General features: G+C 30.9%; 15 protein-coding genes. 2 read left to right on the top strand and 13 right to left on the bottom strand.

Annotated features, from left to right (window positions below; translation table 11 throughout):
* The first annotated feature begins 141 nt into the window (after positions 1-141).
* The gene (locus tag BQ9840_RS09180; protein ID WP_077369501.1) at positions 142-3,096 is read left to right on the top strand and encodes an Ig-like domain-containing protein; all 2,955 of its coding nucleotides are present in this window, start codon (positions 142-144) and stop codon (positions 3,094-3,096) included.
* A 75-nt stretch (positions 3,097-3,171) separates the two neighbouring features.
* On the opposite strand, the gene BQ9840_RS09175 is transcribed toward BQ9840_RS09180, so the two are convergent.
* On the bottom strand, positions 3,172-4,881 hold the full coding sequence (locus BQ9840_RS09175; protein ID WP_077369500.1) for a methyl-accepting chemotaxis protein: 1,710 nt from the start codon (positions 4,879-4,881) through the stop codon (positions 3,172-3,174).
* Between the two features lie 167 nt (positions 4,882-5,048).
* Between BQ9840_RS09175 and BQ9840_RS09170 the strand changes: the two genes are divergently transcribed.
* Positions 5,049-5,708: a hypothetical protein gene (locus BQ9840_RS09170; RefSeq protein ID WP_077369499.1), complete on the top strand. Its 660-nt coding sequence runs from the start codon at positions 5,049-5,051 to the stop codon at positions 5,706-5,708.
* 52 nt (positions 5,709-5,760) lie between these two features.
* Here BQ9840_RS09170 and BQ9840_RS09165 read toward each other — a convergent pair whose 3' ends face one another.
* The 12 genes from BQ9840_RS09165 to BQ9840_RS09110 form a co-directional block, all read right to left on the bottom strand.
* Positions 5,761-7,278, bottom strand: a complete 1,518-nt coding sequence (locus BQ9840_RS09165) for a UDP-glucose--hexose-1-phosphate uridylyltransferase (RefSeq protein ID WP_077369498.1) — start codon at positions 7,276-7,278, stop codon at positions 5,761-5,763.
* A gap of 14 nt (positions 7,279-7,292) precedes the next feature.
* The gene (gene galE / locus BQ9840_RS09160; protein ID WP_077369497.1) at positions 7,293-8,282 is read right to left on the bottom strand and encodes a UDP-glucose 4-epimerase GalE; all 990 of its coding nucleotides are present in this window, start codon (positions 8,280-8,282) and stop codon (positions 7,293-7,295) included.
* A 206-nt stretch (positions 8,283-8,488) separates the two neighbouring features.
* Positions 8,489-8,692: a hypothetical protein gene (locus BQ9840_RS09155; RefSeq protein ID WP_077369496.1), complete on the bottom strand. Its 204-nt coding sequence runs from the start codon at positions 8,690-8,692 to the stop codon at positions 8,489-8,491.
* 19 nt (positions 8,693-8,711) lie between these two features.
* Positions 8,712-10,256 (bottom strand): murein biosynthesis integral membrane protein MurJ, encoded by a 1,545-nt coding sequence (murJ, locus tag BQ9840_RS09150; protein ID WP_234978642.1) that lies wholly within the window; start codon positions 10,254-10,256, stop codon positions 8,712-8,714.
* Positions 10,257-10,268: 12 nt separating this feature from the next.
* Positions 10,269-11,423, bottom strand: coding sequence for an acyltransferase (locus BQ9840_RS09145; protein WP_077369495.1), 1,155 nt, complete (start codon positions 11,421-11,423; stop codon positions 10,269-10,271).
* A gap of 118 nt (positions 11,424-11,541) precedes the next feature.
* Positions 11,542-11,919, bottom strand: coding sequence for a hypothetical protein (locus BQ9840_RS09140; RefSeq protein ID WP_159436135.1), 378 nt, complete (start codon positions 11,917-11,919; stop codon positions 11,542-11,544).
* 70 nt (positions 11,920-11,989) lie between these two features.
* A complete protein-coding gene (locus BQ9840_RS09135) occupies positions 11,990-14,086 on the bottom strand; it encodes a methyl-accepting chemotaxis protein (protein WP_077369493.1) in 2,097 nt (698 codons plus the stop codon).
* Positions 14,087-14,248: 162 nt separating this feature from the next.
* The gene (locus BQ9840_RS09130) at positions 14,249-15,208 is read right to left on the bottom strand and encodes a threonine ammonia-lyase (protein WP_077369492.1); all 960 of its coding nucleotides are present in this window, start codon (positions 15,206-15,208) and stop codon (positions 14,249-14,251) included.
* A gap of 13 nt (positions 15,209-15,221) precedes the next feature.
* Positions 15,222-16,580, bottom strand: a complete 1,359-nt coding sequence (locus tag BQ9840_RS09125) for a YjiH family protein (RefSeq protein WP_077369491.1) — start codon at positions 16,578-16,580, stop codon at positions 15,222-15,224.
* Between the two features lie 339 nt (positions 16,581-16,919).
* A complete protein-coding gene (locus BQ9840_RS09120; RefSeq protein WP_077369490.1) occupies positions 16,920-17,969 on the bottom strand; it encodes an HD-GYP domain-containing protein in 1,050 nt (349 codons plus the stop codon).
* 102 nt (positions 17,970-18,071) lie between these two features.
* Positions 18,072-19,229, bottom strand: coding sequence for a galactokinase (locus BQ9840_RS09115; RefSeq protein ID WP_077369489.1), 1,158 nt, complete (start codon positions 19,227-19,229; stop codon positions 18,072-18,074).
* A 50-nt stretch (positions 19,230-19,279) separates the two neighbouring features.
* Positions 19,280-21,361 (bottom strand): MGH1-like glycoside hydrolase domain-containing protein, encoded by a 2,082-nt coding sequence (locus BQ9840_RS09110; protein WP_077369488.1) that lies wholly within the window; start codon positions 21,359-21,361, stop codon positions 19,280-19,282.
* Positions 21,362-21,370 lie beyond the last annotated feature (9 nt).

Genomic DNA, 21,370 nt, shown 5'->3' with positions numbered 1-21,370 from the left:
ATCGCAACGGTAATAATATGTCAACAAAATGAAACTATTAAAAAATAGGCTATATCTACATCGTAACCGTATTGTAATATATTAATACCCAATTTTGTAGTATAATCTATTTAAACTATTCTATGGAAGGAGAGATAAACAATGAAAAAATCGATATCACTATTATTGTCGATTGCACTACTACTAACAACTTTTACACCTAGTCTAGCAAGTTCACAAGATGATTTCTATAAACAAGCTGGCGAAATACTAGGTAATGTAAAAGTATTGCAAGGTAATGCAAGCGGAGACTTGATGCTAAATAATTATCTTAATAGGCAAGACATGGTAGTTCTAGTTAGTAGACTATTTAAAGAGGAATCTGTAGCTAGAAATAGTTCAGCAAAAATTCCTTTTAAAGATGTAACCAATTCTTTTTACAAACCATATATATCTTGGTCTGTAAATAAAGGTCTTATAGTTGGTAAAACTGAAACAAAATTTGGTTTTGATGAAACTGTAACAGTTCAACAATTGCAAACAGTACTTCTAAGAGCACTAGGCTATAACGAAGAAGCAAAAGATTGGGCAAATGTACCAACATTTGCATCTGGATTAGGCATCATGGACAATATTGACGTACAACCAAATGATGTTTTAATAAGAGGTCTAATGGCTTCTATGACTGTAAATGCCTTAAGAATAAACAAAAAAGGTACTAACACAACATTAGCTGAATCACTTAACTTAAATATACCTAGTCCTTTCAATGTAGAAAGTGCATATACCATTAATAGAGATACACTAAAAGTTGAAGGTATAGCTACTGGTACTAACACACTAAAGCTACACATAAAGCCAATATCCAAAGGAATAACAGCTGGAGAAAAATCAGTAGATGTAGCCCTTCAAAGTGACGGAAGATTTTCAGTAGAAGTTAAAGGCCTAGAAAGTGGTGAATATAGTTATGCTTTCACTAATGGTAGCTACTATACAAAATATGAAAACTTTAATATAAAAGAACTTCCACTTGAACTAGTAGATATAAAAGCTGACAACTTAAAGGAAATAAAGTTAACATTCTCAAAAGCTATAGACAAAAGTACTGCTTTATTTACTAGCAACTACTATACAAATGCTGGCAATATAAAGAAAGTAAGACTTGAAGATGGAGACAGACAAGTGGTTTTGACATTAGCTGATAATTCAACTATGATCAATCAAAAAAAATACAACTTATCCATTTATAAAATCAAGTCATTAAATGGAGAAGAACTATCTATAAAAGATGAAGAATTCACTGTTTTTGACAATGCAGTACCAAATGTAGAAAAAGTAAAACAACTTGGAAATAAAATGTTAAAAATATATTTTTCAGAACCTATAAAACCTGCAAGGAATTCAAACTTTACCATTGATGGAAAAAGATTTTCTGGTTCTGTAAGAAATGAAGACAATATTGTTTACTTGACTTTCTATACTACATTAGATGAGGGAATGCATACTCTAACTACTAACTATATAGAAGACTATGTAGGATATAAATCCGTTGAAGAAGCAATACCTTTTGAAATAATCAAAGACACTGAAGCTCCAAAACTAATAGAAGCAAGAGCAACACTAGAAGAAGTAACATTAACATTTGATGAAGAAATAGATACTAATACAGCTTCAAGAAATAATTTCTATTGGAAATATGGGTCATTAAAAAGATATCCAACACAAGTAAAAGTATCTGGCGAAGAAGTTATACTAGATTTTTCAAACAACAAACTCCAAGCAAACAAAAAAGAAACCATATACGTAGATGGAGTAGCAGACTACTCAGGAAACAAGCTTAGATATGGAGAAATAAACGTAGTACCAGCAGTAGATTTAAGTACTCCAGAAGTAGTAAGCATCAGGGTTTCTGATAATGGAAAAGAAATAAATGTATACTACAACAAAAATGTAGTAGCTAACAACAGAAGTTTCTATACCATAAAAGATAAAGATAATAAACTAATAAGTATTAAGGATATAACAGGTTCTGGTAGAGAATATAAGATTGTACTATTTCAACCATTGCCAGTAGGTACAAATACATTAACCATACAAGGAGTGTACGACACTACAACTCTAAAAAATGTAATATATCCATATACAAAAACTATAGACATGAAAGACTTAACACCACCAAGAGTTATTAGTCACTCAGGTAAAGATAGACAAATAACACTTCAATTTAGCAAAATAATGGACATGAGTACAATTACAAATCCAAACAACTATTTAGTTAAATTTGGTAATTTCAGAATGTTTTTGCCACAAGACACTCAATTTGACACTTTAAGTGATGGAAAAATGCTAATGATTACTCTTCCAGAAACTATTGAAGGAAAAGAAGTAAAAGTCGGTACATCTGGTAATTTAACAGAAATTCAAATACTAGGAGTTAAAGATATATCCGGAAATTTAATAGAACCAATAACGCTTAATTTTACTTCATATACAACAATGAAGGGAAAAGCAATAGATTTCTATCAAACTGAACCAGGATACCAAGCAGTGTATGAAGATCCTAATGAAATAAAGATAAAATTTGATCAACCAATAGTAGATGCTAAGCCAGATGACTTTTCAATACATGGAAGAACCATATATGATGTAATTGTAGATGGTTCCGAGGTCATCACCCTAAGACTTGATAATTCAAATAGTACAGAACCACCTACATTGTCTATAAAAAATACAAACAAAATGAAAACTATGATAGAGCTTGATGTTCAAGGTGGAACAATAAATATACTAGACAAAGTAGCACCAAGAGTTAAAGATGATAATTATCATCTAAGAACTAATTATAGTACTATAGAACTAACTTTTACTGAAAAACTCCAAGATGAACTAAAATCACTATTCGCTCGTGATTTAATCATCATAGATCCTAGTGGAAATGTACTTTCGGATTCTAGTTACTCTACTAGCCTAAGTAGAGATTACTGTACAATAAATATAAAAATAAACAATAAAGAAAGTGGTTCTTATAGAATAATGATAAAAGACAAGCCAGATTTTATCATGGACAAAAGTGGCAACAGAACAGAATCTGGTGGACAATCTTTCTACGCCGACTAAAACTATCAGTGCTGAAGATCAGATTATTAAAATATTAAACAATAAAACCAGCCAAATTGGCTGGTTTTACTTATCTTATATTTTAAACTTTGCAACCATACTATTAAGCTTTTCAGCTAATTCAGCTTGATTCTCTGCAGTAATAGCTATTTGATCTGCCCCTTGAGCTATTTCATTCATGCCACCAGCTATACCTACTGTATTTTCACTTGAGCCTTCAGCATTTTTAGCTATGGTTTCTACAACTTGACTCAATTGAGTCATAGTAGCAGTTATCTCTTGTGTCATTGAAGCAATATCTTGTGACATATTGTTAACAAAATTAGAATCCTCAACATTATTATCCAAAGTAGTAATAAATGCATCATAATCCTTCATTACTTTCTCATCCATAAACTCTAGTACTTCTTTAGTATTACTTGCTAAATTTCCAGTAGCTTCTTGAACCTTCAATATAGTACTTTCTATTACACCTACAGTTTCTGATGATTGTTCTGCCAACTTCCTTACCTCTTCTGCAACTACTGCAAATCCTCTACCATTATCTCCTGCTCTAGCTGCCTCTATTGCTGCATTTAATGCCAATAAATTTGTCTGCTCAGCAATATCTGATATTGCTTGTGCCATAGCTTTTATTTCTTCAACTACCTTAACATCTTCTATTGCCTTCAAAATATTTCTTTGTTTTTCATCATACAATTTTATAGCTGCATCCCTAGATGCACCACTTACTTCTTTAGTTTTTACAGCTTCATCTCTTATTTCAAAAGACTTATTATTTCCTTCAGAAGCACTTGTTGCAAGCATTTCCATACTTGATGTCACTTCCTCTACTGAAGCTGACATCTCTTCCGTAGCAGCACTTGCATCTTGCATTCCTTGTGCTATTTGATCTACAGAGTTATTTATTTCAATAAACTTAGCATTGATTTCTTCAGTAGTAGCTGAAAGTTCTTGGCTAGAAGCACTTAAATTTTGAGTTTCACCGATTATATCTCCTACAAGAATCCTTAAGTTTTCCTGTATATGTTTCATTGCTTCTATAGTATCTCCAAATTCATCTTTTCTGTCATTTTGAATATCTTCTGTAAGATCATAATTTGCTAAAGAATTTGCATATTTTTGAATTCTCTTAAGTAATGCCATAATACTACTAGACATATACATGCCGAAAACAATGGTAATAACTAAAGAAATAATAGACATTGTATTAACTATTCTCTTAGACTTATTGAAAATTTCTTCGTTTTTAATAATTATTTCTTCAGAACTTTTTTGATTCATATCAACTATTTTATGTAATTCACTTATAGCTATATCCCTAACTTTTATACTCTCACCATATTGCTTCCCTGCAAGATCATAATTTGCTGATTGACTTAATTTAATAATAGATTCTACATTTTTCTTATATTCATCATAATTAGTTTTAAAAACATTAAATATTTCTTCTTCTCCTTCTAGATAATCAAATTCACTGTTTTCATACTCTAAAATCAATTCATCAATATTGTCAAATAATACTTTGATATTGCCAAGATAATAACTAGTCGCTTCTGAACCCACATTGTAGGCTATAGCTTGCAAATCACCTCTGATTTCTAATAAATTTTTCTCTAATTTAGCTAATCTTATTACTTCTTCTTCATTGTGTTCACTTATCTTTTGGTTTTTATTTATGTACTCGATTTTTGACAATGATATATAATTAGAAACTCCTGATAGTATAACTATAATTAAAAATGCCACCAAAAATTTTATCCTAACCTTAATATTTTTTAACATTTTTTACCCCCTATATTTTTAGAACTTGACATGCTCATTTCATTATATACCAAATTATTAATCTTTCAACCAAAATATATAAAATTTAACACAGAAAAAAACATAAAAACCATTTATATTTTTTATGGTATAATAAATTAAGACTATGTTTTTAGGAGGATTTTTGAATGGCAAAAGTAAAGAAAAAGAAGTATATAGTTTATAGTATTGTAGGAATTTTAGTCGTTCTAGTTGTTTTAAATTGGGGAAATATCAAATTTGTATTTGATATGATGAGTAGCTACAAAAAATATGAAGAAGTAAAAGATATACCTGATAATAATAAAGAAACCTTTAAAGATTCAAATCCTATTTTAGAAGCTATAGAAAAAAACAACGAAAACTTAAATGAAGAAGACACAAATACCAATGTCACAAATGAAGGAGAAGGTAATAGTAATAACGAAAATAATGATAAAGAAAATAATATAAATAATAAAGACAATGTAATTTATTTGTCAATATTATCTAATTACAATGATAAATTTACCTCCTTACAAAACGCCTATGAAGAAGCATTAAACTCCATGATTAGCCAAGGATACAGCGAATATAAAAATGGCACTGTATCTAAATCTAAACTTGTTAGTAAATACATGTCAAAGGGAAAATCATTGGAAAATGAAAGTGATGCAAAGGTAAATGCACTAGTAAAAGAAATGGAAAATGAACTTAAATCAAATGGATTTGATCCTTCTGTAGCAAAGGAAGTAAAAAATTATTACAATAGCTATAAAGAAAATAGACGTGGAGAAGTAATGGCAAAGGCTTTTAATGCTATAGATTAAAATATAAAAAACCAGCCTAAGAACATGTATGTGAACTTAAGGCTGGTTTTTGCTAATCTCCCATATCTTCAAACAAAACTTCCCTGCATCTTGTAAACGCATTTTTCCCTTCATCAGTATTCTTAAACACTCCTGCATCTTCTATAACGCCTAAAAATACACTTCCAATTTCCTTGTGTAGTACATCTTTTATATTGTCCTCTGTCAATAAGTAATTTTCTAAGATATTAGCTGCCCAATCACCATGCTTTCTCAAATCATCATGTTTTCTAATTCCATCAATATCACCATTCAATAAGTATTCACACAACAAGTTCATCTCATGCTTTAGTCTCGATGGTAGGACAGCTAATCCTAAAACTTCTATTAAACCAATATTTTCTTTTTTAATGTGGTGATATTTAGGTCTAGGATGAAATATACCAAGTGGTCTTTCAACTGTAGTTCTATTATTTCTTAATACTAAATCCATTTCAAAAAAGTCATCTTTAAATCTACAAATTGGGGTTATAGTGTTATGACGGTTTCCATTAGTTTCAGATATAATAGACACAGTTTCATCATTATAGCCCTTCCACTTTGTAAATATTTCATAACTAGCCTCTACAAGATTATCTATATTATTTCCTTTAAGTCTTATTACACTCATTGGCCAATATAGGGTACAAGCTATTATATCATATTTTTCTAAATGTACATGATTTTCTTCTCTTGCCTTTGCCATTGAAAAGGTATATCTACCACCTTGATAATGATCGTGAGTTAATATAGACCCTCCAACTATTGGTAAGTCTGCATTTGAACCTATAAAATAGTGAGGAAACATTTTTACAAACTCTAATAGTCTTCTAAAAGTGTTTTTAGTAATAATCATTGGCTCATGTTCACCTTTTAGAACTATACAATGTTCATTGTAGTATACATAGGGTGAATACTGTAGAAACCACTGTTCTCCAGCTAGTTCTAGTTCAATTATCCTATGATTTCCCCTGGCAGGATGATTGATTCTACCCGCATAGCCTTCATTTTCTTTACACAACAAACATTCAGGATAGTGGGACTTACGAATATTCTTAGCCTTTGCAATAGTCCTAGGGTCTTTCTCTGGCTTAGATAGATTGATAGTTATATCCAATATCCCATAGGGACTTTCGTATTTCCACTTTATATCCTTTGCAATTCTCTTTTCTCTTATATAGTTTGTATTTTTAGCCAATGCATAGAAATAGTCTGTAGCTTTCGCCGGAGACTCATTATATAACTGTTTAAACTCATCCTCTATTACTGAAGGCATCTTTGTCAATTGAGCCATTATCTTTGTATCAAATAAATCCAATTCATCTATGCTATCAGATACTCTGTTGTTTTCTACTGCCCAGCATCTTATGTTTTCGAGTATATCATCAACGCAAACATCTTCATCCATGGTACAAAAAGGAGCTGTATAATCATCTAGAGATAAAACCTCTAACAATTTATTGATTCCATATATTCTATCTCTCTCATCAATCAAACCCTTCCCTATAGAAAAATTTACAAGTCTTGTGATTTCCTTATTAATATCAATCATGAAATTCCCCCATATTACTTTATATATCCATTTACATGTGAACTGTGAAACTTCCAAGCTGTAGCAATTATATCTCGAACATTTGTATATTTAGGCTCCCATCCTAGAATATTTCTTGCCTTCTCTGAAGAAGCAACTAGCATAGGAGGATCTCCTGCTCTTCTTGAAGTAAACTCTTTCTCAATAGATTTCCCCGTTACCTTTTCACAAGCTTCTATTATTTCATTTACGGAAAAACCTAATCCATTTCCTAGATTAAATATATCGCTATCATGGCCTTTTCTCAAATATTCCAACGCCAATAAATGAGCATTTATTAAGTCCTTTACATGAATATAGTCTCTAATACATGTTCCATCCTTCGTATCATAATCATTTCCATATACAAATATTTTTTCTCTTTTATTTAGGGGAACTTGAAGTACTAATGGTATCAAATGAGTTTCTGGATTGTGATCTTCTCCTATATTTCCATTTGGATGAGCCCCAGCTACATTGAAATATCTTAAAGAAACATATTTTATACCATGAGCTAAATCTACCCATTTCATCATCTTCTCCATAGCTAACTTTGTTTCACCATAGGGATTTGTAGGATTTGTCTTATCAGTCTCTTTGATGGGGATATGTTTAGGCTCACCGTAAACCGCTGCTGATGAAGAAAACACTATTTTTTTCACATCATTTTCTACCATAGCCTTTAGTAAAACTTCTGTTCCATATACATTATTGTCAAAGTACTTCAGTGGTTTGCTCATACTTTCTCCAACAAGTGAGTTTGCTGCAAAATGAACTACTGAATCTATATCATATTTTGAAAATACATTGTTTAAAAAGTCAATATCCCTAATATCACCTTCACAAAATATAGCATTTTCATGTAGTGCATCCTGATGTCCTGTTTGGAGATTGTCTACAACTACTACGGATTCGCCCTTATCAATTAGTTCATATACACAATGAGAACCAATATATCCTGCTCCCCCTAAAACAAGTACAGCCATACTGTTCACCACCCTTTACTAGGTTTTATCAGAGTATAATCATATACTATTACGCCCTTTATTAATATCTTACAACAAACGGTCAGCTATTTCTATCCTATATATAAAAAACCAGTCAAACAAAATTCTGACTGGTTTTTTGAAATTGATAACAGCTTCTGCTAAATATTATTTTATTTCGACATATTTCCCCGGAAATATATTATTTATTCTTTATCTAAATACTTATATAAATCTAAATAACTCTTTAAATTTTTAATAAAAAAATCATAAGTATAGTCCTTACCAAATAATAAATGATTGTAAACTGCATCTCTCCCAATTTCGTCTAATACAGTCTTCAACTCACTATTAGAAACATTAGATAAATCAATATCTTTCTCCAAAATATTTCTAAATATTTCCGTCATCCGTATCCCTTCCTTTATCTCACGATTTTTTCAATCCCTTTAACAATATCCTCATTTCCTTTATTCTTAAAATACAACATAATATAAAGTAAATAGACATTCCTACAATTACTGAGAGTATGAGTATAAGAAGTTCAATTATGCTATTATTTGGTAACAGCCCCGTTAGTCCGAAATAAGTTGTATATACCACAATTCCCATTACTATAGATGCTAGTAATGTCTTGAGAAAGCATATTAGATATTTTTTCAACCCAATTTTACCTAACTTCCTTCTCAAATCTAGAAACAATAAGATAGTAGTAATAATTGCTGAAATACTTGTAGCCAAAGCTAAACCACTATGAGCCATATATCTGACAAGAATATAATTAAGAACTATATTGATTAATACAGCAAAAACGCCATTTTTCATTGGTGTGGAAGTATCCTGAATTGAATAAAACACTTTATTGAGCATTAATCTCAAAGATGAGCCCACTAAACCAAGTGAATAAAAGATTAATGCTTGAGATGTCATATAAGTTGCAGTCCCATCAAAAGCTCCCCTTTGGAAAAATATCTTTATTACAGGAGGAGCTAGTATAACTATCCCTATAGTAGCTGGAACAGTGATTATAAGAATCATATTAATCCCCTGTGACATCAACTGTTTACCTTCCTTTGTATCTTCCTTGGAAAAAACCTTGGACAACATAGGAAAAATAACAGTTGTAATTGCCATGACAAATACACTAATAATCATATCATTTACACGACTTGCATAGTTAAGAGCAGAAATACTTCCTTCCTTTAAACTAGAAGCAAGAGTTCTATCTATAATTACATTTATTTGTTGAACAGCAGAACCTATAAGTACTGGTACTGTAAGTGATAGAGCTTTTCCCAAATATTTGTCCTTTAAATCAATATCCATAGAATAACTAAATCCCAATCTCCTAGCCGCTGGTACTTGAATTAACCATTGACTTATAGCTGCAATTACACTTGTCAACATAAGTCCTACAATTCCAAATTTATTCCCTAAAATCAAAAGGTATAATATATATACCAAGTTAAAAGGAATTCCTGATATAGCTGGTGGGCCAAATATTTCGTTACTCTCTAAAAATCCTGAAACAACATAGCTAAATCCCATAAAAATTATTATTGGAAGACCTATTCTATTTAATTTTATAGCCATTTCATACTGCTCACCAGTAAACCCTTTTGCAAGTATCTTTACTACAATTGGTGAAAGAAAATATCCTGCTACAACAAGTATTATAGTTATTAAAAATATTACATTGAAAACATTATTTAAATATTTTAATTTATGTTCTTTTCCCTTTGTCTCTTCAATTTCTGAAAAAACTGGAATAAGGGTAGTCTTTAGCGCAGCACCTACAGTTGTCATAACTATGACAGTAGCTGTCATAGCTACAAAATAGGTATCTGTTTCAACCCCAGAACCAAATTTAGAGGCAATTAGAATTTCCCTTACAAATCCTAAAAATTTACTAAATAATGTAACTCCTGCAATCATGGCAGCAAATCCCGCTGCTTTCCTAGTATTGCTTCCCAAGTTAAACGCCTCCTACAAATTTGTCGATAATTCTCTTCCCCATTTATATTTTGGAATCCTTCCAATGAATAGCCATCTAATATTTGTACTTCCTAAGAGTAATACTACAAAATATGAAACTATAATTCCTAATCCTACTATCAAAACCAAAGAACTAAGTCTACTATACCCTATTGCATGAGGGAAATATTTTAAAAGTTTTATCTTTATTTCCCCAAGCACCAATGGATGAGCAAAATATATTCCAAAGGAATAGGTACCAAAATCCTTAAGATTTCTAAATAAGAAATTATCCTTCTTGACAATCCTCCTAGTAATATACAAAAGTACTGCCATGGAAAAAAATGCATATATAATAGTATGGGGTCTTATTGAACCAAACTTTCCATAATAATCTCGCCCTTGGTTTATATATATATTAATATAAACTTGTCCTACATAAAAGATTGCAACTATTATATAACCCAGTAAAATTCCTCTTATATGTTCTTCAATATAATTAACTATTTTTTTATAATGTAAACCTATTATTCCTCCAGTGATAAAATACGCAAACCATCCAAATACAGTTTTCCAATAGTATTTATTAAACAATCTAATAAATCCTGTAGCATTATAATTTTTAAAATAGTATTGATATATTAGTATAGCACCTTGGATTATGGTAAATATTATAAAAACTTTTAATGGTTTTTCTTTCATAGGTTCTATAAGGTATTTAAGTATTAATGGAACTAATATGTAGAATTGAAATATCAAAAATATAAAGTATAAATGTGAATATGATTCCCCTAATAGAATGCCTCTTAAAAGTACTTTCCCTTGCCCTTTCAGGGGTACTTTACTTATATAGTGGCTGTATAAAAAATAAATAGTAGACCAGAGTACATAAGGTAAAAATATAAACTTAAATTTCTTTTTATAAAATTTCTTTGAGTCAAATTCATCTAATGAACGGTAGTTGTAGAAAAGAACTAAGCCAGATACCATCATAAATATAGGACTTCCAAATCTAAAAAACTGATTCAAGAATATACCTAAATACATAGCCTTTGATCCATATTCTGATGATACGGCAAAACTCCCTGTTGCATGGATAATCAGTATTCCTAAGGCCGCTATTGCTCTAATATAAAAGAGCTCTTCTATTCTTTCTCTCTTAGCCATATTGAACTCCCTTTCTCAATTTCTTTAGTACGTTATACATTATAACATTAATAGACATATTTTTAAACGAAAAAAGACGTTTTATATGACATATTGTCAAAAAACGTCTTTTTAATACTTATTTATATAACTGATTAATCGATGGTGTAAATATGGAATGTCTTACGGTTTTAAAGGTATATGGTTTTTCCCCTAAATTAGTAGCATCAATTTCTAAATCGATCACTTTGTAAGTAATAACTTGAAGTTGAATACTTCCCTGTTTTGGTGATTTTTCAGATAAGTAAATTTCGTACTCCCCAGTACTATCCCTAAATATCTTATCTACATTAGTTGTATATCCTGGTGTTGGGTACATTTCAACAATAGTTACTATAACCTTCCCATTTACTTCTTTTATAGTTATCCCTTCATTTACACCACTATAAACTTGTTCAACGCTTTTTACTTCAAATGGAACAGCATTTTTGTCCGTAGACTCCAATACCCCTTTCAACCTTTTTAATAAGACAATACATTCTGCCTGTGTAGCGTTTTTCAAGTGAGTCAAGGGACCGTCCCCTGACTCATTCAATTTTGAACTTTGCTATTATGCTATCTAATTCATCAGCCATATTCTTTAAGTCTTCAGTCATTCTTGCAATTTCTTCAATAGTTGCAGTCTGTTCTTCTACAGAAGCTGAAACTTCTTCTGTAGATGCAGAGGATTCTTCTGCAATAGAAGTTATTGATTCAATAGATAATACAACCTCATCCTTATCTCTACCTACACTTACGATACTACTACCTAATGAATCTATCTGTTTAAGAGTTGCCTGTAGAGATTCTTTTATTTTGTCAAAAGAAGATATAGTCTTTTCTACAACTTGATTTGACTTACCTAAAGCAATATTTGCACTATCCATTTGACCCTTTGTAACTTCTATCTCACTAGTTATATCTTTTGTTATTCTTCCTATTTCTTCTGTTGACGATCTAGTTTCTTCAGCAAGCTTCCTTATCTCATCAGCTACTACTGCAAATCCTCTTCCTGCTTCACCAGCTCTAGCTGCCTCTATTGCTGCATTTAATGCCAATAGATTGGTCTCTTCTGCAATAGCATCAACTGTTTCAACAATATTTCTTATATTATTTGATCTCTCTGATAGAGTATATATCCTCTCAGAAATTTCTTGAATCATCTTGTTATTTGCATAAATACTTTCCTTTAAATCTTCTAATACCTTTACATTTTCACTATTTGCATTTGAAGTTTCTACAGCATATTTTTCTAGTACCTTTGCACCTTCCAAAGTATCATCAAATGTCTTTGCCAACACATTTAACTTTTCAAACCCATTTGCAGATTCTTTAGCCTGCTCATATGCCCCATTTGCCAATTCTCCAACTGCCTTTGCAACTTCTTCTATAGAATAAGAAGTTTCCCTTGAACTATTTGAAATCTCTTGTGAACTTTTATTAAGTTTATTAGAAGCATTAGATATATTGTTCATTATATCATTTAGACCCAATCTCATATTATTCATTTCTTTTGCCATAAGACCTATTTCTGTCTTATTTTTCAATAACTTTTCATAGGATTCATCTTTTCTCAAGTCTAAATTAGATATTTTAGATATCAATATATTTAATTGTCTAATAGGATTTATTACACTTTTATCAATAAACAATGTTATAATCACTAACAATAATATCAATAGTATAATCCCCAACATAATACTGTGTTTGATATTTTTGACATAAGCCTCTTCTATACTGTCCATAGAAAGACCAATATTAAGTGCTCCTTCAAGCATCTTGTATTCACCAATCTTAGGTATATATACATTATATACTTGCTTTTTAAGCTTATTGTCCCATTTAGGAAAAGCACATGTCTCGCCATTTCCTAAAGCCTTCTTCACTTCCTTTGAAACTTCAAAGCTTTCTCCTTCTTCTATACCATTAACAGGTTGAAGATCCTTGTTTAATTGAGTTATATGAAGCACATTTCCACCTTTGGTTAATTCTCCCACAAGTGAATCAATCCCTAAACTTTTTAAAGTTATATCTAAAGCATCTGCACTAATGCCTATTTGAACAGCTCCACCATATATCATACGAGCACCATATTTGTACTTTTTACCATCAACAGTACTCTCTCTAACTGGCTCTATCACCCTATCTTTCCCACTTCTTAATATTTTCCAAATTGGGTTTTCAGTTTTATATACATAACCTATGTTTTTATCTAAATTTGACTTAATGATTTCACCCTTTGTGTTTACAATATTTATTTCTGCTATTCCTGTAGATTTAGTCATCTCTTTCAACTTTTCATTGTCAACATCTTCTACACTCCCAATGAGATAACTCATATCATATATGTAGTCTTCTGCTATAGAATCAATATCTTTTTCAATACTAGACATAGATTCTACTTGATAGGAGAGGATACTAGCTATTTGAATTGCACTATTATCTAATTCTTTATACAATGCATTCTTACTATTTCTTATAGAAAAATAACTTGTAACTACTATAGATAAAATTAAAGAAAAACTAATAATAATTGCTATCTTTCTACTTATAGAACTACCTTTATTAAGACCTTTTTCTTTATTTCCTACTTTTAGATTCTTCTTTTTACTTTTGAATATTTTTAATTCCTTAAATTTTCTCATTTCTAATACCCCACCCCTTTTACATATAATAGTAAATAAACCTTTGTCACATTTTTCATACTTATCTATATATTATACAGTAAAATGGTATAATTTGAAAGGGTCTTTGTAAAAGATATTGATATTTTTTACAAAGACCCTTCAAATAAGTAATCTAATATATTAATATTGATTTAACAATTTAACCATCAAGCTTTCATCAATATTGCCACCTGTTATAACAACAGCTGCATTTCTCCCTTTAAGCTTTGAATGATTTTTACGAACAGCTGCAACTCCAATCGCTCCTGCTGGCTCACTTATAACCTTTTCCTTTTTAGCTAAAAATGAAACAGCCTCTGCAATATCTTCTTCTTCTATTACCCAAATATCATCAATACATCTTTCTGCCATATTGTAAGGGATTTCGCCTACTCCTCCAACTAATGCATCACATATTGAAGCTCCTGTAGGGAACATTTCATAAAATACTTTATCCTTTAAGGATTGTACCATTGCAGGACATGCCGCTGTTTGAAGTCCAATGATTTTTACATTTGGATTTATATGTTTTGCAGCAACACTTATTCCTGTAAGGATTCCGCCCCCACCTATTGGCACAAGTATTGTGTCTATTTGAGCTTGTTGTTCAAATATTTCCAATGCTATAGTTCCTTGACCAGCTAATACAACTGGATCTGAACATGGATCTATAAATACACTTCCACTATCTTTAATACGTTCTAGTCCAATTTCATGAGCTTCATCATAGTTTTCTCCAACCCCTACAACGTTTGCACCATAGTATTTAATCTTCTCAACCTTACTCTTTGGAGTAGTTGCAGGTACATATATAGTTACATTTTTAATGCCTAGTAAATGAGTAGCATAGCTTACTGCAGCTCCATGATTTCCTGAGGATATAGCTACAATTCCTCTTTCTATTTCCTCTTTGCTTAAACTAGTAAGTTTACTCAATGCCCCTCTAAGCTTGGCACATTTCATTCCCTGTTGACACTCTAATTTCAGGTATATATTTGTATCCTCATCACTTAAATACATGGACTTATCTAGTGGTGTATGATAAATATACTTATCTATTCTATTTCTTGCATTTAGTACGTCTTCGTATTTAATAGGCATTTAAAACCACTCCCTAAAATATTATATGTGCTACTAAAGATATTATTGGTAATGTAATAAGTGTTCTTTCTAAGAATATGATGAATAAATCTTTAAAATTAATAGGAATCTTTGATCCCAATATTACTGCACCTACTTCTGATAAATAAACAAGTTGTGTTACTGAAACAGCCGCAATAACAAAACGTGTCATTTCACTAGGTATACTAGCACCTATAACTGATGGTAAGAACATATCTGCAAAACCAACAATCATAGTTTGTGATGCTTCTACAGCATATGGAATACGGAATAATTTTAGAATTGGAATAAATGGAACCCCTAACCATTTGAATAATGGTGTAGTTTCAGCAACAATAAGTGCTATAGTACCAAATGCCATTATTACTGGCATTACTCCCATCCACATGTCAAGTACAGTATGTGTACCATTTATTACTAAGTTCTTAACACTTCCACTTTCTTCTGCTTTTTTTACTGCTAAATAAGTTCCCCATTGAGCATTTGTAAATCCTTCTGGAGCGTTTTCTCCAATATCTCTCTTTTCTCCTGTATAATAAGTATCAGGTTTTTTAGATAGTGGTGGAATCTTTGGAAGTATAATAGCTGCTACTATACCTGATAAAATTACTGTCAAATAGTATTTTCCAAATAATGGCGCTAATCCTACTTGAGATAATATTACTAAACAGAAAGTAATCGATACAGCTGAAAATGCAGTTGAAATAACAGATGCTTCTTTTGCTGTATAATATCCTTCTTCATATTGTTTATTAGTTAATGCAACTCCGATAGTTCCGTCACCAACCCAAGATGCAATACAATCTATAGATGAACGACCTGGTAATCCGAATACTGGTCTCATAATAGGTGTAAACAATGCACCTATAAATTCTAATAGTCCAAAATCAGTTAAAAATGGTAATAAAAATCCTGCAAATATAAACATTGAGAATAATGTAAGCATTAAATCATTTAGTATAAGTCCACCAGTATCTTCACCCCAAATCCATTCTGGTCCAACTTTAAAATATACTAAAAAGCAAAGTACAACTCCAACTACCCTTGTCAATGTCCAAAAAGTATTGACATTAAATACACCTTTAAAAAATTCATTTTTTTCAATAAATGAAGGCTTGAAAAGCTTGTAAATCACAGTCATAACTCCAGTAAAAGTTACTAATATTAAAAGAATAGTTGGTAAAATATCTGCAATAGCTCCTGTTAGCTTTGATGCTAATAATGCAACTACAATTGTAGTTTCCCCTTCATATTTAAAAGGAACCATAAAAAGTAAAATTCCTATGATTGAAGGTACTATAAATTTTAAATAATCACCTGCTGAAAACTTTTTCTTCATCTTGCCATCCATTTTAAAACCCCCATAAATTTAGTATATTTAGTATTGCCACTTACAAAAACTTGATAAACCAATTTTCACCTCCTTTTCTTCATTTGAATAAATAAAAACATTGTGAATACACTAACGGTCTTTATATTTGCAATAATCGTTCCAATTATATTAAATTTATAGAAATTTATAATTTTTTAAATCTTATCAAGTATTATAAAGTATTACAGTTTGAAAATCTACTGTCAAATAATGTTGTTCATGCTAAATGTCTTGAATGATTTGTCGATAAAACAAGAAAAAAGTCCTTAATCGCAATAAATTTTCTTGCGTTTATAAGTTTTTTTGCATTTAAAAACACTAAATCAAACAAACAATTTCTATCTCATCATGTCTAGATAAGTCATATATTTCATCTTCAATTTCAACTATAGGATTAGTTAAATCATATGGGGGCACATATAATATTTCTCCAATTCTCCCATCACTTATCTGAGCTTTTTCGCCTATATAACAATTGACAATATTTTTAAAGAAAGTCATAGATACACCTACATCATAGGCGTCTATACCTGTTTTGATAAATATATCTATAGCTTCAAATGGAGAAACTTTATTTCTATAAGGTCTATTTGAAGTGAGAGCATCATAAAAATCTGCTACAGCTACAATCTTTGCATAAGTATTTATCTTATCTCCCTTCAAACCCTGTGGATACCCCGTACCATTTTCCTTTTCATGATGCATAAGTACAGTTTTCTTTACATTTTCCCCTATATTTTCATCATCTCTAATCATTAAATAACCATAAAAGGGGTGTTCCTTCACTATAGCACATTCTTCTCTTGTCAATTTGCCCCTTTTATCCAATATTTCATTTGGTATTTTTGCCTTTCCAATATCATGAAGTACTCCTGCCATTGTCAATTCTTTTAAATCATCCTTTTCTAGTCCCATCCACTTTCCCAAAAGAGTAGCATAAATACCAACATTCATACTATGATAATAAGTATATTCATTATAATCCTTAAGCCTACTTATGTATCTAACCGCACTATGACTATCCATTACTTCATTATAAAGAGAAGATGTTACGTTTTTTACAGTATTAATATTCAGTCTCTCTCCTTTTGAAAGTTCCATAATAGCCTTTTTAATAAACAGTGTATCTTTTATATATTGTTTTTTGAATTCTTCTATATGTTCTTCGTAAGAATCAACTTCCTTTATAACATCAGTATCATCATAAATCCATATCTTTTTTACTTTAAAAAGTCTTATCTTTTCAATAACATAACTAGTCAGTATTGTATTTTTAATGGCTATTAAAACTCCTTCATCATCAAAAACATTCTCAGCTAAAACTTGATTCTCATGACAAGATATTACAGAAATCTCCTTCTTGTTCACATTGCCACCCCTTTTTTACCTTTTATCCTCTATAATGACAATCTACTATCGATGTATATTATTGTCAATAAGGAAAAAGTCACAAAATTGGCAAAGGAGCAACTAAATTTCCCTAGTTCCATCACCTATCCCAGTTAAATAAAACTCAGCTTTATACCCAATTTTTCTATTATATATTTCCCCAACTCTATTTATAAAATTATCTACACTTTTTTTCTCAACAAGTGCTATGGCACATCCTCCAAAACCTGCTCCGGTCATCCTTGCACCTATGCAACCCTTTTGTGCAATTGCTGCTTGTACTATAGTATCTAATTCCATCCCTGTCACTTCATATAAATCCCTCAATGAATTATGAGACTCAATAAAAAGTTGTCCCAATTGAAATATATCTTCATTTTCCAAAGCTTCACAAGCCTTTAAAACTCTTTGATTTTCACAAATTACATGTCGAGCTCTGTTTCTGATATACTCTTCATCTATATATTTTTCGACTTCTAAATATCCGTCCAAAGAAAGTTGACAAAGATTATCAATATACTTATATTTATTAATAATGCTTAATGCCTTTTCACACTCATCTCTTCTCTCATTATACTTAGAATCATTTAACTCTCTTCTTTTTTTGGTATTCATTATTACTAATTTATAATCTTTGATATTCATATTTATATATCTATATTTAAGGCTATCACAATCTAAGAGCATAGCTTTATACACTCTTCCCATGGCTACAGCAAATTGATCCATTATTCCACACTTTACACCTACAAAATCATTTTCAGCCCTTTGAGAAATCTTCACTAGTTCTAATTTAGATATATCTCCATCATTAAATAAATTGTTAATCATCTCAGCTACTAATAATTCCAAAGAAGCAGAAGATGAAAGTCCAGCTCCATTGGGAATATTTCCATACACCAAAATATCCATTCCCGAAACCTTGTAGCCACTTTCCTTCATATAATAAATAACTCCCTTTGGATAATTAGTCCAACCATGATCAACCTCATACTCTAGTTCATCAATATTTACTTCTACTTTTAAATCAAAATTCTCTGAAGCAAGTCTTATTTTTCTATCACTTCTCCCTCTAACACAGCCAAAAGTACCCATTTCAAGAGCACATGGTAATACATATCCTCCATTATAGTCAATATGTTCTCCAATTAAATTGACTCTACTTGGAGAGAAAAATGTCCTCACCTCTCCATCACCATAAAGCTTGCAAAATCTATCTTTAAAATTAGCTATATCCATTTTAACACCCCTGCTTTCTTTGCCACATCATTATAGTAGCATTTTTATATCTATACAAAATACTCTCTACACAATAAATACATCATCCCTGCAGACCAACTAAAATTTGTACAATTAAGTCCTTGTCCACTTTCTGGATTATAATTTTCTCGAATGACTTCACCTTCAACCATACTTCCTTCAGTATTTTCTAATATTTTTTTTGCTAATGTATAAGCTTCATCTTTATAGCCATAATTACTTAAGCCTTCAATGGCAAAATATGCTTGATCAAGCCACACCGGACCCCTCCAATATTTATTTGGTGCATATCTTGGATTGTCCACCGATGCAGTGGGAAAAGGTACTTTAGTGTTGAATTTCATCTCATCGATTGAAATATCTTTCAGTTTTTTTGCTTGTTCCTCTGATAAAGCCTCCGCCCATAGAGGAATAAAGCCCTCAACTCCTTTTCCTCTTTCAACCAGTGGATTTTTAGTATGAATATCTATATCATAAAAAAATCCTGTTTCCTCATCAAACATATTCTTTCTTATAAATTCTCTCACATATTGAGCTTCTTTTTCATATTTATCAATATCATCAGACTTATCTAATTCCTTTGCAATCTTTGCCAAGTATTTCTTTTCAGCATATAGATACGAATTCAAATCCACCGACTCTTGATTGATTGAGTATCCAATAATTTTTCCATTATCATCTATATTTTCTAACACTTCTACTCCATAGTCCTTATCAAATCTAACAGCATTATCCATCCCACTTTCCCAAGCAGCAGCAAGTATTATTTGATCTACATCATCATTTAAAGCATCTATACAAGCCCCATATTCAGCTATTCCGTTCTTGTCATTATCTCTATAAACATACCACCAATCATGGTATTTAACAAGTTTTGGATACATCTCTTCAAGAAATAATTTGTCATTTGTTGACTCATAAACCTTCCATACAGCCCATGTAGCAAGTGGAGGTTTTGAATTTCTTTCATTCCAGTTTCCACCCTTTTCTCCAGGGTAATTGTAGCCATTCTTGTTATAGAATATAGCATCTATAATCATTCCATCTTCTTTCTGATAATCAAAAATTGCTCTAATATTATCCTTCGCAAGCTCTGGGGCAAAACTTACAATTGCCACAGCTTGTTTCCATGAATCCCATGCCCACATACCATTGAACCATTTATAAGACATAGATGGAGTAATACCATGTCTTTTTATTGCTCCTGCTGGACTTCTCCAATTAGTTATTAAGGTTTCTATTGATTTAACAATAAGTTTTTCATATTCTTCATTTACTCCCTTTAAACCCTTTGAAAGATATTCTTCCCATCTTGAATTGTTATCCTCAATATATTTTGTTGTATTCTTAAATATATCTATTATTTTTTCATTTTCTTTATCTTTTTCATCTTTAGTAAATGTATAAGTATTTGTCGTATTTAAAACATATTCTCTTCCCGCCTTAATGCTTATAGTATCTGTTTCAATTAAATATCTATCACCACTAACATTAGTCTTTACTTCAAATGGATATCTAACTTCATATTCCATTTCACTTGAAGTAAAAGCATTATATGGCCAATTTATATTTGGAAATTTAACTTTTACTCCATTTGTAGAAACTTCTAATCTTAAATCTAGAATTTCATTTTCATAGTCATTACAGTACTTTAAAAGTTCTCCATCCCAATTAAGCTTTAAGTTCAATTTCTCTTTAATTTGACTCTTAATCTTTGTAGTAACAATTGCTGTTCTATTAGTAACAAATCTAAGCTCAAGCCTTAAAATAAAATCTTCCATATCATATTCCTGCACCAATAGCCCTGGATAGTAGGCCAAATCAGCATTTTTACAATCAACTAATTTAAACTCTTCCCCATTGCAAGCATTATATATTGCTATACGATTAAAACATTTACTTAGCCATACTCCATATTCTTGTGCAATATATAGTGGCCCTGTAAACCCTCCATAATAATCTTTGTCATCTATTCTTGGAAGATGGTAAGCATGCCATGCCCCCATATCAGAAAATGGATTTATCTCATAATCATCATCAGGTTCTGCTTTACTTGGGACACCTGTTACATCTATAATATTCTTAAATTGATATCTAATATTGTCCTTCATAGAATTTTT

The sequence above is a fragment of the Anaerosalibacter sp. Marseille-P3206 genome (assembly GCF_900155565.1).
GTDB lineage: Bacteria > Bacillota > Clostridia > Tissierellales > Sporanaerobacteraceae > FUHM01.
This window is presented reverse-complemented; position numbering and strand designations above follow the sequence as displayed.

Bases quoted from the DNA above. Each gene is read 5' to 3' on its own strand.
- BQ9840_RS09145 (WP_077369495.1), bottom strand. From the start codon at position 11,423: ATGGCTAAGAGAGAAAGAATAGAAGAGCTCTTTTATATTAGAGCAATA.
- BQ9840_RS09155 (WP_077369496.1), bottom strand. From the start codon at position 8,692: ATGACGGAAATATTTAGAAATATTTTGGAGAAAGATATTGATTTATCT.
- BQ9840_RS09115 (WP_077369489.1), bottom strand. From the start codon at position 19,229: ATGGATATAGCTAATTTTAAAGATAGATTTTGCAAGCTTTATGGTGAT.
- BQ9840_RS09175 (WP_077369500.1), bottom strand. From the start codon at position 4,881: ATGTTAAAAAATATTAAGGTTAGGATAAAATTTTTGGTGGCATTTTTA.
- BQ9840_RS09165 (WP_077369498.1), bottom strand. From the start codon at position 7,278: ATGATTGATATTAATAAGGAAATCACAAGACTTGTAAATTTTTCTATA.
- BQ9840_RS09135 (WP_077369493.1), bottom strand. From the start codon at position 14,086: ATGAGAAAATTTAAGGAATTAAAAATATTCAAAAGTAAAAAGAAGAAT.
- BQ9840_RS09110 (WP_077369488.1), bottom strand. From the start codon at position 21,361: ATGAAGGACAATATTAGATATCAATTTAAGAATATTATAGATGTAACA.
- BQ9840_RS09125 (WP_077369491.1), bottom strand. From the start codon at position 16,580: ATGGATGGCAAGATGAAGAAAAAGTTTTCAGCAGGTGATTATTTAAAA.
- BQ9840_RS09170 (WP_077369499.1), top strand. From the start codon at position 5,049: ATGGCAAAAGTAAAGAAAAAGAAGTATATAGTTTATAGTATTGTAGGA.
- galE (WP_077369497.1), bottom strand. From the start codon at position 8,282: ATGGCTGTACTTGTTTTAGGGGGAGCAGGATATATTGGTTCTCATTGT.
- BQ9840_RS09130 (WP_077369492.1), bottom strand. From the start codon at position 15,208: ATGCCTATTAAATACGAAGACGTACTAAATGCAAGAAATAGAATAGAT.
- BQ9840_RS09180 (WP_077369501.1), top strand. From the start codon at position 142: ATGAAAAAATCGATATCACTATTATTGTCGATTGCACTACTACTAACA.